The organism is Streptomyces sp. NBC_00887 (genome assembly GCF_045207585.1).
This window is the reverse complement of the sequence record NZ_CP108788.1, coordinates 4469791-4484990: the sequence shown is the minus strand read 5'-3', so window position 1 is coordinate 4484990 and position 15200 is coordinate 4469791. Positions and strand designations below refer to the sequence as shown.

The window sequence follows — 15200 nt, the reverse complement described above, 5'->3', positions numbered from 1 at the left end:
CCGTCCTGGCTGGCTGGCATTGCCCTCTTGACGATACCTACCGAGACGGGTAAATCGCCCGCCGGGCGGCACCCGCGCACGGCCGGTCCCGGGCCCCTGCCGGACCCGCCCACGACCCGTGCCGTACGGCACCGGAGCGGTCGCAGGCGTCGGACCGAGCGGTCGCCGGCGTGAGACCCGAGCAGTCGGAAGCGCGAGTGCCGGACCGGGCGTGGGACAATCGTCATGGCTCACGGTACGGGGGTTTGTCGAGCGGCCCCCGAAATGCATGGCCCCAGCGAGCAGGAGACAGAGCACGATGCGCATCGGAATTCTCACCGCAGGCGGAGACTGCCCAGGCCTCAACGCCGTGATCCGGTCGGTCGTGCACCGTGCCGTCGTGGGTCACGGCGATGAAGTCATCGGGTTCGAGGACGGGTTCAAGGGCCTGCTCGACGGGCACTACCGGCCCCTCGACCTCAACGCGGTGAGCGGCATCCTGGCACGCGGCGGCACGATCCTGGGCTCCGCCCGGCTGGAGCGCGACCGGCTGCGCGAGGCCGCCGAGAACTGTGAGGAGCTGTCCCGCCGTTACGGCATCGACGCCCTCATCCCGATCGGCGGCGAGGGCACCCTCACCGCAGCCCGGATGCTCTCGGACGCCGGAATGCCCGTCGTGGGCGTCCCGAAGACGATCGACAACGACATCTCCGCCACCGACCGGACCTTCGGCTTCGACACGGCCGTGGGCGTCGCCACCGAGGCCATAGACCGCCTCAAGACGACCGCCGAGTCGCACCAGCGGGTCATGGTCGTCGAGGTGATGGGCCGCCACGCGGGCTGGATCGCGCTGGAGTCCGGAATGGCCGGCGGTGCCCACGGGATCTGCCTCCCGGAGCGGCCCTTCCAGGTCGAGGACCTGGTCAAGATGGTCGAGGAGCGCTTCTCGCGCGGCAAGAAGTTCGCCGTCATCTGCGTCGCCGAGGGCGCACACCCGGCCGAGGGCTCGATGGCGTACGCCAAGGGCGAGATCGACCAGTTCGGCCACGAGCGCTTCCAGGGCATCGGCAACCGCCTCGCCGTCGAGCTGGAGAGGCGGCTCGGCAAGGAGGCCCGGCCGGTCATTCTCGGCCATGTGCAGCGCGGCGGCACGCCGACCGCGTACGACCGGGTGCTCGCGACCCGCTTCGGGTGGAACGCGGTGGAGGCCGTCCACCGCGGCGATTTCGGCCGGATGACGGCCCTGCGCGGCTCCGACATCGCCATGGTGCCGCTCGCCGACGCCGTCACCCGCCTGAAGACCGTGCCCAGTGACCGCATGTACGAGGCCGAGTCGGTCTTCTGACCGGCACGGGGCCGGTCCTGCCGGAGCCGTGTTCCGGTTTCCCTCGGGTCCGGAACACGGCGCGGACCGGCCGCACGGGCGGGCTCAGATGCCGGCCGTGCGCCAGAACTGCTCGACCACCCGGTCCAGGAACGCCCGCCCGGCGTCGCCCGACGTCCCGGACCGCTCCCGGCCCGTGCTGTCCCAGCTCAGCGTCGTCACCATCAGGGCCTGGTAGTCGCTCTGCAGCTGCTCCAGCACGTCCTGCACCAGGACCCGGTCCAGCGGTACGAGTTTGGCCACCGGCCGGACGTACGCCTGCCAGCGCGTCGTCACCGCCCTGTTCAGCAGCTCCGCCATCTCCTCGTTGCGGTCGGTCGCCGTGACGAACTGGGCGGCCGACATGTCGAGGGCCTCGCAGAGCGCCATGGCCTGGCGTTCGTTGCCGCGCCAGCGGCCCGACTCCTCCATCCGCAGATACGCGGCACCGGTCATCCCGAGCTCCCGCGCGAGGTCGTCCACGGTGATGTCCCGGGCCAGCCGGTGCTCGCGCAAGGTGATCGCGGCGGCCAGCAGTTCACCCGGCGCGCACCACAGCACACCGGCGAGGGCCATGAGTTCGCGTTCGCCGGGCAGGGCGACACCGCGTTCCCAGGCCATCACGGTCTCGGCGGTGATCTGGAGTCCGTACTGGGCGCCGAGGCCGTACGCAACATGGCCGGGAGCCATTCCCAGAGCCTCGCGCAGACGGCGCGCGGCGGGGGCATTGAAGGGCGGAGTGGGTTGCACGGCCCCACCGTAGGAGCACGGGAACGGCCTGGCTACAGGCTGTTCCTCACAGTTCACCCTTCGTATGATCCTCCTAGGAGAGGGTGCTCCCCGATCTTCATGCGGTCAGCGAGTTTCGGCCACCCACCGGTAACGCAGTTCCGGGCGTCCCACGTGGCCGTAGTTCGGCCGGCGCTCGGCGCGGCCGGCCGTCACCAGATGCTCCAGATACCGGCGTGCGGTGATCCGGGAGATCCCCAGTGCCTCCCCGGCGGCCGCCGCCGTCACCCCGTCCGGGGACTCCCGCAGGGCCCGGGTCACCGCCTCCAGCGTCGGACCGCTCAGTCCCTTGGGCAGCGCTGCCGGGTGTGCGATCCGCAGCGCGCCCAGCGCCCGGTCCACCTCCTCCTGGCCGCTCGCCTCACCGGCCGCCGCCCGGAACTCGGCGTAGCGCACGAGCCTGTCGCGGAGGGTGGGGTAGGTGAACGGCTTCAGCACGTACTGCACGACTCCGAGCGACACGCCCTCCCGCACCACCGCCAGATCGCGCGCCGACGTCACCGCGATGACATCCGCACCGTGCCCGGCCGCCCGCAGGGCCCGCAGGAGCTGGAGTCCGTGTCCGTCGGGCAGGTACAGGTCGAGCAGCAGCAGATCCACCGGCATCCGGTCCAGCGCCCGCACGGCCTGCGCCCGGGTGTGCGCGACTGCGGCGACCTCGAAGCCGGGTACCCGGCCCACGTACAGCTGATGGGCGTCGGCCGCCACGGGGTCGTCCTCCACGACCAGTACCCGGATCATGCCCGGACCGCCTGAGCCGGCCGGCCGGTCAGGGGCAGCCGCACCGTGAACTCCGCGCCGCCGTCCTCCCCCCGGCCGAGGACGACCGTCCCGCCGTTGCGCAGGACCGCCTGCCGCACCAGCGCCAGCCCGAGCCCGCGGCCGGCCCCGTGCGTCGTCCAGCCGCGCCGGAACACCTCGTCCACGTCGTCCGGGCCGACGCCAGGCCCGGTGTCGGCGACCCTCAGCAGCAGCTCACCGCCGTCGGTGAGCGCGGTGACGGTGACCCGTGGCCGCGTCGCGCCGCGCTGGGCGGGTATGGGCACGCCACCGCCTCCCGCTCCCGTCTCCGACGCGGCGTCCACCGCGTTGTCGATCAGATTGCCCAGAACCGTCACCAGATCACGCGGCGCGAGAGCCGGTGGCAGCGCCCCGTCGTCGATCAGGCTGTCCTCGGCGAGGACGAGCTCCACACCGCGCTCGTTGGCCTGCGCCGCCTTGCCGAGCAGCAGTGCTGCCAGTACCGGCTCGGCGACCGCCCCGACGACCCGGTCGGTGAGGACCTGCGCCAGCTCCAGTTCCGCCGTCGCGAAGTCGACCGCCTCCTCGACGCGGCCCAGTTCGATCAGCGACACCACGGTGTGCAGCCGGTTGGCCGCCTCGTGCGCCTGCGAGCGCAGCGCCTGTGTGAAGCCGCGCTCCGAGTCGAGCTCGCCCGACAGGGCCTGCAGCTCCGTGTGGTCCCGCAGCGTCACCACCGTGCCGCGCTTCTCCCCGCCCACGACGGGGCTGGTGTTGAGGACGATGACCCGGTCCGCGGTCAGGTGGACCTCGTCGACCCGTGGCTCGGACGCCAGGAGGGCCCCGGTCAGCGGCGGGGGGAGGGCGAGCTCGTCGACCTTCCGCCCGACCGACCCCGGTGCCAGGCCCAGCAGCTCCCGGCCCGCGTCGTTGATCAGCGCGATCCGGCGCTGTCCGTCCAGCATCAGCAGCCCCTCGCGCACCGCGTGCAGGGTGGCTTCGTGGTAGTCGTGCATCCGGCCCAGCTCGCGGGCGTTCATCCCGTGGGTGTGCCGGCGCAGCCTGGCGTTGATCACGTACGTGCCGAGCCCGCCGAGCGCCAGTGCCGCGCCCGCCGCCATGCCCAGGGCGCCGAGCTGTTCGCGAACCTGGTTGGAGACCCGGTCGACGGTGATGCCGGCGCTGACCAGGCCGACGATCCGCCCCCCGTCACGGATCGGCGTGACGACCCGTATCGACGGCCCCAGGGTGCCGGTGTACGTCTCCGTGAAGGTCTCACCGCGCAGGGCCGGGGCGGTGTTCCCGATGAAGGTCCTGCCGATCTCCGAGGGGTGCGGATGGGTCCAGCGCACCCGGTTCGGATCCATGATCGTGACGAAGGTGATCCCGGTGTCCGCGCGGACCCGCTCCGCGTACGGCTGGAGCACGGCGGTGGGGTCCGGGGTGCGGATCGCCTCCCGCACGGACGGGGATCCGGCCATGGCGAGGGCGGCTGCCCGTACCTGCCGGTCCGCGGTCTCCTCCGCCTGCGCCCGGCCGGAGGCGTACGCGAAGAAGGCGCACCCGGCCACGACCGCGGCCACGAGCAGGGCCTGCATCGCGAAGAGCTGGCCGGCCAGGCTGCGGGGGAGCGTACGGGACAGGCGCATGGCCCCCAGTCTGCATGGCGGGACCCACCGGCCCAGGGTGGCTCGAAAGCGTCCGTGAACGATATGAACGCAAGGGTGACCGCGGTCACAGGGAAGTGAATAGTCACCGGGGCCCCCTGGGACGGGGGAGCGACCGCAACCCCGAGGAGACCACCGTGGCAGAGAAAGTCGCACGACGGGACCGAACGCACTATCTCTACCTGGCTGTGATCGCCGCCGTGGTACTGGGCATCGCGGTCGGCTTCGTCGCTCCGGGCGTGGCCGTGGAGCTCAAGCCCATCGGCACCGGGTTCGTCAACCTCATCAAGATGATGATCTCGCCGATCATCTTCTGCACGATCGTGCTGGGCGTCGGCTCCGTACGCAAGGCCGCCAAGGTCGGCGCCGTCGGCGGTCTCGCCCTCGGCTACTTCCTGGTGATGTCGACCGTCGCCCTGGCCATCGGCCTGGTCGTCGGCAACATCCTGGAGCCCGGCTCCAGTCTCCACCTCACCGACGCGGCACGTGCCGCCGGTGAGGAGCAGGCGGCGGGGGCGAGCGAGTCCACGGTGGACTTCCTGCTCGGCGTCATCCCGACCACCATGGTCTCGGCCTTCACCGAGGGCGAGGTCCTGCAGACCCTGCTCATCGCCCTGCTCGCGGGCTTCGCCCTGCAGGCCATGGGTTCGGCGGGCGAACCCGTCCTGCGCGGCATCGGCCACATCCAGCGCCTCGTGTTCCGCATCCTCGCCATGATCATGTGGGTCGCCCCGGTCGGCGCGTTCGGAGCGATCGCGGCGGTGGTCGGCGAGACCGGCGTGGACGCCCTGAAGTCCCTCGCGATCATCATGGTCGGCTTCTACGTCACCTGCGCGCTCTTCGTGTTCGTGATCCTGGGCGCGATCCTGCGGGTGGTGGCAGGGGTCAACATCTTCTCCCTGCTGAAGTACCTGGGCCGCGAGTTCCTGCTGATCCTCTCCACCTCCTCCTCCGAGTCGGCCCTGCCGCGGCTGATCGCGAAGATGGAGCACATGGGCATCAGCAAGCCCGTCGTCGGCATCACCGTGCCGACCGGCTACTCCTTCAACCTCGACGGCACCGCGATCTACCTGACGATGGCCTCGCTCTTCATCGCCAACGCGACCGGCGACCCGCTGAGCATCAGTGAGCAGATCTCGCTGCTGATCTTCATGGTGATCGCCTCGAAGGGCGCCGCGGGCGTCACCGGCGCCGGACTGGCCACCCTCGCGGGCGGTCTGCAGTCCCACCGCCCCGAACTGGTCGACGGCGTCGGCCTGATCGTCGGCATCGACCGCTTCATGAGCGAGGCCCGCGCCCTGACGAACTTCGCGGGCAACGCGGTCGCCACGGTGCTGGTGGGCACCTGGACCAAGGAGATCGACCGGGCGCGGGTGGACGAGGTCCTCTCCGGCCACCTGCCGTTCGACGAGAAGATGATCGTCGACGAGGGGCCCGCGGAGCCGCACGTCCCGGACCCGCATGTCCCCGACGCCAGGGACGGCGGCGAGGAGCGGCCCTCGCTGGTGAAGGCGTAGGACGCAGGTTCGTGAGAGCGGCCGGTGCGGTGTTCCGCACCGGCCGCCCCCGCGTTCCCGGGGTGCCCTCGACCACGGCATCGCTGATTCAGCTCGCGGAGCGGGACTTCACCCCTGTCGTTCATGGATGCGGCGCAGGACTCGTTCCACAGGGCGCGCGGAACCTCTGTCCTCAGCCGAACGGGATGTGGACGACCGACTGGTTGCCGACGCCGACGATGCCCGTACCGTTGCCGATGGCGTTCCAGATCTCGACCTTCACCGTGCCGTTGGCCAGGTTGCCGTGGCTGCCGGTGGAGGACTTGAGGCCCTTGGCCTGGGTGTAGTGCTCGTACCCGTTGACGGGATCGGTGGCGAAGTAGTTGTACGTCTCCGTACGGTCCCAGGTCCCGTCACCCGTGCGGTCGTAACTCACCCGCACCTGTTGCCCGTTGGCGACGGTGGTGCCCGAGTCCGCGAACACGTCGAACTGAGTGGCCCCTCCGTCGTACGCCCTGGTGATGCCCGTCGCGGTGAAGGTCTGCGGGCTGTGCGGGGTGCCGTCGTAGTTGCCGCCGCCCGCCGAGGCGACCGTCACCGACGAGGCTGCGGACTGGGCGGCGCCGAGACCTCCGCCGCTGCGCAGGGCGAGGGTGGAGGAGCCGGACGGCGGGTCGGTGGGCGGCGGGTCGGTGGTTCCGCCGCCGCCCTTGGTCCAGACGCCCACGTAGTCCACCAGCATGGGGCGGCCCGGCACCGTCGCGGCGGTCGGGGTCGGGCCGCCGAGCGCGTTCGGGAAGGCGCCGCCGATCGCGAGGTTCAGCAGGAGGAAGTACCCGGCGTGGTCGGTCATGTTCGCCCACGTCCCGGCGTCCAGCTGGCTCTGTGTGACGCTGTGGAAGAGCTGGCCGTCCACGTACCAGCGCAGGGCGTTGGGGGTGACGGCGCGGTCCCACTCGAAGCGGTACGTGTGGAAGGCGGACTGGCAGCTGGCGCCGGGGCAGGCGCGGCTGTTGCCGAGGCCGGTGGTCTCGTTGCAGGGGCCGCCCGGGTTGACGCCGCAATGGAGCACGCCCCAGACGGAGTTGATCCCGTTGACGTTCTCCATGATGTCGAACTCGCCGATGCCCGGCCAGTTCCAGTAGTTGCCGCGGTACGGGGACCCGAGCGCCCAGAAGGCGGGCCAGTACCCCAGGGCGGCGCTGCCGGTGACGTTCGGCATCTGGACGCGGCCCTCGATGCGAAGGGTGCCGCCGGCCGGGGCCTTGAAGTCGGCCCTCCTGGTCTCGATGCGGCCGGAGGTCCAGTTCCCCGCCCCGTCGCGGAGCGGGGTGATGCGCAGGTTGCCGCTGCCGTCGAGGCTGACGTTGTCGGGGCTCGCGGTGTAGTTCTGGACCTCCCCGGTGCCCCAGTTGCCGGGGCCGCCGGGATAGCCGTGACCTGTGTCGATCTGCCAGTTCGCGGAGGACGGCAGGCTGCGGTTCGCGCCGTTGAAGTCGTCGCTCCACTGCAGGTTCCACCCGGGGGTGGTCGGCACATCACCGCGGGCGGGCCCGGATCCGGCGACGGTGATCACCCCGGCGAGGGTGAGGGCCAAGGCGGTGAGGGCGGAGAGGACGGTCGTACGTCTGTGGGGGATCGTGCGGCTCGTACGCAAGGGAACCTCCGGTGGGGGCGTGCGGGGAAGGTTGCTTTTGAGAGCGCTCTCACAGGTATTTAGATGCACCCGGGGCAGCCGTCAATGGCCCTGACCGCTCCACTTCCCCGACCGGTCGGCCGGCGCCCCTTCCCGTCCGGTCCCTTGCCTTGACGTCGACGTCAAGGATTACCGTCGTCGTATGCGAATCGGGGAACTGGCCGAACGCGCCGGGACGACGACACGGACGCTGCGGTACTACGAGTCGCGCGGCCTGCTGCACGCACGCCGCGCGGAGAACGGCTACCGCACGTACGACGAGGGCGACCTGCGGCTGATCCAGCAGATCCGGACCCTCCAGGACTTCGGGTTCGACCTGGAGGAGACCCGCCCCTTCGTCGACTGCCTGCGCGCCGGCCACCCGGCGGGCGACGCCTGCCCCGCGTCCCTGGCTGTCTACCGCCGCAAGCTCGACGAGCTCGACTCGCTCATCGGGCAGCTGCAGACGGTCCGTACGGAGGTGGGCGCACAGCTCGCCCGCGCCGAACTGGAGGCGGCGGCCGAGCAGCCCGGCGGCCCCGAACCACGATGTGAACTGGGAGGATGACAGATGATCCACGCAGAAGGTGTCGCCGAGATCACCGATACGACGTTCGACGAGGAGGTCCTGGGAGCGGACCTCCCGGTCCTGGTCGAATTCACCGCGGACTGGTGCGGCCCCTGCCGCCAGCTCGCCCCGGTGCTCAGCGCGATCGCGGCGGAGGAGGCCGGCCGAATCAAGATCGTCCAGCTGGACGTGGACGCCAACCCCGGCGTCACGAGCCGCTACGCGGTGCTGTCGATGCCGACGCTGATGGTGTTCCGGGAGGGCGAACCGGTCAAGTCGATGGTCGGCGCCCGCCCGAAGCGCCGCCTGCTCCAGGAGCTGGAGGACGTGTTCGCGGTGGCGTAGGCGGACGCCGGCTCCGATGCACGCGGCGGTGCAGGAGGCCGCTCGCCCTGACGTCGGCGGCACGCCGGTCTCCCGGACCCGCACCCACCCCTGAGGTGCCGGGGCTTTACTCGCTCCGGGCCACGTGATCAGCTTCGCCGGGTCGGGAACGGGTGGCCTCGGGGAGAGGTCGTGGGGATGGGGAGCAGGCTCCGATGCGCACACACGCAGGAGAAACGACTCAGCAGTGCCCGGAGTGCGGATCCGGGATCCGGGTGGACAGCCGGTTCCCGGCCTGGTGCGGCGACTGCGAATGGAACGTGGACCCCTTGGGTCCGGCGGCGGAGGAGCAGCAGGGCAGGCTGGCGAGGATGCGCCGTACGCTCGCCGGCCGGCACGGCGAGCGGCTGCTCGCCGAAGTGAGCGCAGGCGGGACGCTGCGCCCGGGGAAGGACAGACCGGCTCTCCTCGCGTACGGGATCGCACTCGTGGTTCACGGCGTGACCGTCGCCCTGGCCGCGGGCGGCGTGTGGTGCGTGGTGGGCGGATGGGGCAGCCCGGGCCCGGTGGTGTCGGGGCTCTTCTTCGTGGCGCTGGCATGGAGTCTGCGTCCGCGTATGCCGCGGCTGCCCGAGGACGGGTTGCTGCTGTACCGCACCGATGCGCCCGCCCTGTACGGGCTCATCGACGAGATCGCTCAGGTGGCCGGCACCAGGGGCGTGGACGTGATCGCGGTCGATGCCGCTTTCAACGCGGGTGTGCGGACCTGCGGAGTACGTGGCCGCCGTCTGCTGACCCTGGGTGTGCCCCTGTGGGAGACACTCGAATCCCAGCAGAGGATCGCCGTGCTGGGCCATGAGCTGGGCCACTACAGCAACGGTGACACCCGGCGCGGAATCGTCTTCGCGACCGCGTACCGTTCGCTGGCCATCTGGCACTACTACCTCCGGCCGACCGAGGATCCGTCGCCGCTCGAGATGGTGGCGAATCTGGTCTACCTGGTGCCCCGCTCGCTGGTCCTCGGCATGCTGATGCTGCTCGACCAGCTGACTCTGCGTTCCATGCAGCGTGCCGAGTACCTCGCCGACTCCGTTGCCGCCCGTGCCGGTTCCACCGAAGCGGCCGTGGCGTTCCTGGACCGGCTGCTCGTCGCGGACTCGGCCGACACCACGGTGCGGCGCGAGGGCAACAAGCTCCGGACCCGCCCTCGCGGCACCGGGCGGGCGGAGGAGGGGGCGGACGGCCTGTGGGAGCTGCTCGCCGCACACATGGACTCGATCCCGGAGCACGAGTACGAGAGGCAGAGGCGCGTCGGTGCCCGGAGGGGGCACAGTGTCGACGACACCCATCCGCCGACACATCTGCGTCGCGAGTGCCTGCTCGTCGGCGCGGTCACGCCTGCGGCCGTGGTGACGGACGGCGACCGGGAGCAACGGATCGCCGAGGAACTCGCCGACGCGCGCAGGCAGGTGGCCCGGCAGATCGTGCGCGGCGACTAGACGTCCACGGACGGGCCGGCAACCTCCGCCTCACTTTCCGCGGACGGCCACGGTCACCGCGAGGGCCAGGGTCCCGAACATCACGGCCACCCCGAACGAGGCGTAGAAGAGGATCTCGATCCCGCCCGCGTTCGCACCGGTGACCGCGCCGCTTCCGGACACGCACGTCACCTCCGGAGGGAAGGCCTGTCTGCGCACGTCGCCGCAGGCGTTGGGCAGGTCGTCGTTGATCGCGTACGCCTTGATCCAGCTCAGGCCCCAGGTGGCGAGGAAGACGACGAACGAGACCGCGGCGATCACCCAGAGTCGATTCGGGCCGTCCGGTGCTGCTTCGGCCCGCGCCGCGGGCGTCGTGGGCTGTGTCATGGGCGGGATCGTATCCGCCCGGACGAAGCGCGCCTGCTGGTGCACATGAGCGGTCGTGCGGAGGATGAGCCCATGACATGGACGGCACCGCCGGTGGAGCGTACGGCGCAGCTCGGCAGTCCGGGCACCCTGGACGAACGCCACATGCTGGAGGGCTGGTTGACCCGGCACCGGGAGACCCTGCTGGCCAAGTGCGCCGGACTGGATCCGGAGCGGCTGGCGCGGACGGCCGTGGAGCCGTCGGGCCTCTCGCTCCTCGGCCTGGTCCGGCACATGGCGGAAGTCGAACGCTGGTGGTTCCGGCGGCAGTTCAGGGGTGAGGGCATCGGCGATGTCCATGCGGGTCCCTCGGACGGGAACGAGGGCTTCGACGGAGTCGACCCGGCCAACGCGGAGCGGGACTTCGGGCTCTTCCGGGCCGAAGTCGCCGCCTGCGAAGCGGCGGTGGCGGGGCACGGTCTCGACGAGGTCTTCGCGTCCACGGGCGGACGCCCCCTGAGCCTGCGCTGGGTCTATCTGCTGATGATCCAGGAGTACGCCCGCCACAACGGCCACGCCGACCTGCTGCGGGAGCGTACCGACGGGGTGACGGGGGACTGAGCGAACCCTGCGCAGCGGTGGGGGACGGGGTCCGTGCGGCTGTGCCGCGGGGCCCCGTCCCCGACCTGTTTCCGGGCTGTCAGGCCGGCCGGAACCACACCGTCGCCAGCGGCGGCAGCGTCAGCGTCACGCTCGTCTCCCTGCCGTGGGCCGGCACGTCCTCCGGCTTCAGCGGGTCCTCGTTACGGACGTCGCTGCCGCCGTACCGGGCCGCGTCCGTGTTCAGGATCTCCACCCAGGCCTCCGGGCCTCCCGGTACGCCCAGCCGGTAGTCGTGCCGCACCACCGGGGAGAAGTGCGAGACCGCGAGCAGCGGCGAGCCGTCCGCGTCGTAGCGCAGGAACGCGAACGCGTTGTCCTCCGCCGCGCCGCCGTCGATCCAGGAGAAGCCCTCCGGGTCCGTGTCACGCTGCCACAGCGCAGGCAGCGCCCCGTACACCGCGTTGAGGTCCGTGACCAGGGTGCGTACGCCGCGGTGATCGCCGGAGGCCTCGTACGTCTCGTCGAGCAGCCACCAGTCCGGGCCGTGACCCTCGGACCACTCCGCGCCCTGCGCGAACTCCTGTCCCATGAAGAGGAGCTGCTTGCCGGGATGGGCCCACATGAAGCCGAGGTAGGCGCGGTGGTTGGCGCGCCGCTGCCACCAGTCGCCGGGCATCTTGCTGACCAGGGCCTGCTTGCCGTGCACCACCTCGTCGTGCGAGATCGGAAGCACGTAGTTCTCGCTGTACGCGTACACCATCGAGAAGGTCATCTCGTTGTGGTGGTACTTGCGGTGGATGGGCTCCTTGGACATGTACACGAGGGAGTCGTGCATCCAGCCCATGTTCCACTTGAGGCCGAAACCCAGGCCGCCGTGCTCCGTGGCGCGGGTGACGCCGTCCCAGGCCGTGGACTCCTCCGCCATCGTGACGACACCGGGGTTGCGCCGGTAGACCGTCGCGTTCATCTCCTTGAGGAAGGCGACCGCATCCAGGTTCTCCCGGCCCCCGTGCTCGTTCGGCGACCACTGGCCGTCCTCGCGGGAGTAGTCGAGGTACAGCATGGAGGCGACGGCGTCGACCCGCAGGCCGTCGATGTGGAACTCCTCGCACCAGTACGTGGCGTTGGCGACCAGGAAGTTGCGGACCTCCTTGCGGCCGTAGTCGAACTCCAGCGTGCCCCAGTCCGGGTGCGCCGCCCGGTTCGGGTCGGAGTGCTCGTACAGCGGGCGGCCGTCGAACTCCGCGAGCGCCCAGTCGTCGCGGGGGAAGTGCGCCGGCACCCAGTCCATGAGGACGCCGATGCCCGCCGCGTGCAGCGCGTCGACAAGGAAGCGGAAGTCGTCCGGAGTGCCCAGCCGGGACGTCGGCGCGTAGAAACCGGTGACCTGGTAGCCCCAGGAGCCGCCGAAGGGGTGCTCCGAGACCGGCATCAGCTCGACGTGCGTGAAGCCGAGGTCCTTCACGTACGCGGGCAGCTGGGTCGCGAGCTGACGGTAGTTCAGGCCGGGCCGCCAGGACGGCAGATGGACCTCGTAGACGGAGAACGGGGCCTCGTGCACCGGGCGGTCGCCGCGGTGCGCCATCCAGTCGCTGTCCTGCCACTCGTGGTGCGAGGCGGTGACCACGGAGGCGTTCGCCGGCGGTACCTCCGCGTAGCGGGCCATCGGGTCGGAGCGCTGGGTGTGCGAACCGTCCGGGCGGCAGATGTCGAACTTGTACAGGGCGCCCTCGCCGACCGCCGGGACGAACAGCTCCCATACGCCGGTCGAGCCCAGCGAACGCATCGGGAAGCCGGTGCCGTCCCAGAAGTTGAAGTCACCCGTGACGCGGACCCCGCGCGCGTTCGGCGCCCAGACGGTGAAGCGCGTGCCCGCGACGCCCTGGTGCTCCATCGGCTGCGAACCCAGCGCCCGCCACAGCTCCTCGTGACGGCCCTCGCCGATCAGATGCAAATCGAGCTCGCCGAGCGACGGCAGGAAACGGTACGGGTCCTCCATCTCGATCTCGTTGTCCTCGTACGCGACCAGCAGCCGGTATTCCGGGACGGCCGGCGTCGGCAGCACGCCCGAGAAGAAGCCGTCGCCGTCACTCTGCAGTTCCGCCCGCAGGCCCTGCGCCAGGACGGACACGGAGCGTGCGAACGGACGCAGCGCACGGACCACAACCCCGCTGCGGGTCAGGTGCGCGCCGAGCAGATCGTGCGGGGCGTGGTGCTCACCGGCGAGCAGCCGGGCCCGGTCCCTGTCGTCCAGGGCCGTCGCCGGAAGGGCGCCCTTGCTGCCGCCGCCGCGCCGGGGGCGGGGTGGGGCGGCGGCGGCGGTGGCGGCGTCGGCCTTGGGCGTCTTGGGTGCCTTCGGTGCCTTCGGCGCCTTGGCGGCGGACGCCGACTGCTTGGCCCGGGACCGCTTGGCGCGGCCTGCCGGGGACGCGGGGGCCGCAGGGTCGGAGGCGGCCGCGGAGGCGGGCTCGGTGGTCGCGGTGGACGGGGCCTCGATGGCGGCCGTGACCGGCTGAGGGGCGGTGATCTCGGTGGTGACCGGCTGGGGAGCGGCCGGGACCTCGATGGGCTCGGACGACTTGCGGGACGGCTTGCGGGCGGTCACAGGGACTGCCTCCTAGGAGGTGAGGAGGAGAGGGATGCGGGTGCCGGGCTCACGCGGTCGTCGTGGCCAGGCGCTGGATGGCGGCCATCGGGACCGGCAGCCAGTCGGGGCGGTGCCGGGCCTCGTACAGCACCTCGTACACCGCCTTGTCGGTCTCATGGGCGCGCAGCAGCTCCGGCTCGCTGCGCGGATCGGTTCCCGCGCCCCGTGCGTAGCCCTCGCAGTACGCGGCGCGGCAGCGGGCCGCCCACTCCGGATTCCACGGGCGGTGCGAGCGTGCCGCGTAGTCGAAGGAGCGGAGCATCCCCGCGACATCGCGCACCGGGAGCTGAGGGTTGCGGCGCTCCGGCAGTGGCTTGGCCGGCTCGCCCTCGAAGTCGATCAGTGACCAGAAACCGTCGGGTCCGCGCAGCGTCTGGCCCAGATGCAGATCACCGTGGACCCGCTGCGCGGCCCAGCTGCGGCCCGTGTGCCCCAGCGCGGTGAGGGCGTCGAAGGCGGTACGCAGACCCGGTACGTAGGGGACGAGTGCCGGGACCGCCTGCGCGGCGGCCTCCAGCCGCTCGACCATCCCCGCCACCAGGTGCCTGGTCTGCGCGTGGGCGAGAGCGGGCGTCGGCAGAGCGGCGGCGAGCGCCGTGTGCACCTCCGCCGTGGCCCGGCCGAGCGCATGCGCCTCGGGCACGAAGTCGCACCCCGCGCCGAGCGACGCGAGGGCGAGCTGCCAGCCGTCCTGCGCACCGCGCAGGAACGGCTGCAGCACCCCGAGTGTCAGCGGCTCCCCGGTGGCCGTGTCGGGCGTCGACGCCTCGAACCAGGCGACCGGCGCCGGCACCCGCCCGCAGCCCTCACGGCTGAGCGCGAGCGGCAGCTCCAGATCGGGGTTCGCACCGGGGAAGACCCGGCGGAAGATCTTCAGGATGTAGGCGTCACCGTAGACGAGCGAGGAGTTGGACTGCTCGGTGTCCAGGAAGCGAGGGGCGAGCCCCGAGGGGATCGGCGCCGCCCGGTCGAAGCGGAGCGGTCCGAGGGTCCCGGGGCGACGGAGCCGTTCCAGCAGGAGATCGGCGACGCGCGGGTCGTGCAGCCCCTCGTACAGGGTGCGGCCCGCCAGCGGGCCGTCCGTGACCTGGCCGATCCGGGCCGCGGCCAGCCGCGTGGGCAGGGCGGTGCGTACGCCGAGCAGGAGTTGGTAGCAGTCGCCGTGCGCCTGGGCGGCCGTGTCCGGCTGGTGGGCCCGGACGAGCAGATGCAGCAGTCCGGGGCCCGCACCGGCGGTGTCCAGAGGCAGTATCTCGGTCGCCGCCACGAGGGAGAAGCCGGTGACCGGCCGTCCCTTGCCCGCGAACCACCGCTGCCGGGGGAGCCATTCGTGGAGCAGGGGGGTGAGCGACGGGAGAAGCGCCGTCGTCCGCGTGTTCGTTCTTCTCTTTGCGACTCTCGCTGTGCTCTTGGCCAGGGCGACTCGAGTGGATGCAGCCTCCGACATGGCATCGCGTCCTTTCCCCGGGCACACCACAGGATGCGAAGAGTGTCCCGGATTGCG

At 71.4% G+C, this 15200-nt stretch carries 13 protein-coding genes; 6 read left to right on the top strand and 7 right to left on the bottom strand.

Annotated features, from left to right (window positions below):
• Positions 1–298 precede the first annotated feature (298 nt).
• On the top strand, positions 299–1324 hold the full coding sequence (locus tag OG844_RS20255) for an ATP-dependent 6-phosphofructokinase (RefSeq protein WP_351168744.1): 1026 nt from the start codon (positions 299–301) through the stop codon (positions 1322–1324).
• Positions 1325–1408: 84 nt separating this feature from the next.
• Here OG844_RS20255 and OG844_RS20250 read toward each other — a convergent pair whose 3' ends face one another.
• From OG844_RS20250 to OG844_RS20240, 3 genes are all read right to left on the bottom strand, one after another.
• Positions 1409–2032, bottom strand: coding sequence for a helix-turn-helix domain-containing protein (locus tag OG844_RS20250; protein WP_406396195.1), 624 nt, complete (start codon positions 2030–2032; stop codon positions 1409–1411).
• A gap of 165 nt (positions 2033–2197) precedes the next feature.
• Positions 2198–2872, bottom strand: coding sequence for a response regulator (locus tag OG844_RS20245; protein ID WP_406392063.1), 675 nt, complete (start codon positions 2870–2872; stop codon positions 2198–2200).
• Positions 2869–4521 (bottom strand): ATP-binding protein, encoded by a 1653-nt coding sequence (locus tag OG844_RS20240; RefSeq protein WP_406392062.1) that lies wholly within the window; start codon positions 4519–4521, stop codon positions 2869–2871. Before OG844_RS20240 ends, OG844_RS20245 begins: the two co-directional genes overlap by 4 nt.
• Positions 4522–4676: 155 nt before the next feature.
• Between OG844_RS20240 and OG844_RS20235 the strand changes: the two genes are divergently transcribed.
• A complete protein-coding gene (locus OG844_RS20235) occupies positions 4677–6056 on the top strand; it encodes a cation:dicarboxylate symporter family transporter (RefSeq protein WP_406392060.1) in 1380 nt (459 codons plus the stop codon).
• Between the two features lie 172 nt (positions 6057–6228).
• On the opposite strand, the gene OG844_RS20230 is transcribed toward OG844_RS20235, so the two are convergent.
• The gene (locus OG844_RS20230; protein ID WP_406392058.1) at positions 6229–7692 is read right to left on the bottom strand and encodes a glycoside hydrolase family 16 protein; all 1464 of its coding nucleotides are present in this window, start codon (positions 7690–7692) and stop codon (positions 6229–6231) included.
• A gap of 181 nt (positions 7693–7873) precedes the next feature.
• Between OG844_RS20230 and OG844_RS20225 the strand changes: the two genes are divergently transcribed.
• From OG844_RS20225 to OG844_RS20215, 3 genes are all read left to right on the top strand, one after another.
• Positions 7874–8278 (top strand): MerR family transcriptional regulator, encoded by a 405-nt coding sequence (locus tag OG844_RS20225; protein ID WP_356423957.1) that lies wholly within the window; start codon positions 7874–7876, stop codon positions 8276–8278.
• A 3-nt stretch (positions 8279–8281) separates the two neighbouring features.
• A complete protein-coding gene (gene trxA / locus OG844_RS20220; RefSeq protein ID WP_406392056.1) occupies positions 8282–8623 on the top strand; it encodes a thioredoxin in 342 nt (113 codons plus the stop codon).
• 194 nt (positions 8624–8817) lie between these two features.
• Complete coding sequence (locus OG844_RS20215; RefSeq protein WP_406392054.1) at positions 8818–10101, top strand: M48 family metallopeptidase; 1284 nt, start codon at positions 8818–8820, stop codon at positions 10099–10101.
• A gap of 30 nt (positions 10102–10131) precedes the next feature.
• Here the strand turns inward: OG844_RS20215 and OG844_RS20210 are convergent, their stop codons facing one another.
• Positions 10132–10467, bottom strand: a complete 336-nt coding sequence (locus tag OG844_RS20210) for a hypothetical protein (RefSeq protein ID WP_406392052.1) — start codon at positions 10465–10467, stop codon at positions 10132–10134.
• A 72-nt stretch (positions 10468–10539) separates the two neighbouring features.
• On the opposite strand from OG844_RS20210, the gene OG844_RS20205 reads away from it, so the two are divergent.
• Positions 10540–11067: a DinB family protein gene (locus tag OG844_RS20205; RefSeq protein ID WP_406392050.1), complete on the top strand. Its 528-nt coding sequence runs from the start codon at positions 10540–10542 to the stop codon at positions 11065–11067.
• A gap of 79 nt (positions 11068–11146) precedes the next feature.
• Here OG844_RS20205 and glgB read toward each other — a convergent pair whose 3' ends face one another.
• Together glgB and OG844_RS20195 are read right to left on the bottom strand one after the other, a co-directional pair.
• Positions 11147–13654, bottom strand: a complete 2508-nt coding sequence (glgB, locus tag OG844_RS20200; RefSeq protein WP_406392048.1) for a 1,4-alpha-glucan branching enzyme — start codon at positions 13652–13654, stop codon at positions 11147–11149.
• A gap of 49 nt (positions 13655–13703) precedes the next feature.
• Positions 13704–15143, bottom strand: a complete 1440-nt coding sequence (locus OG844_RS20195) for a maltokinase N-terminal cap-like domain-containing protein (protein ID WP_406392047.1) — start codon at positions 15141–15143, stop codon at positions 13704–13706.
• Between the last annotated feature and the right edge of the window lie 57 nt (positions 15144–15200).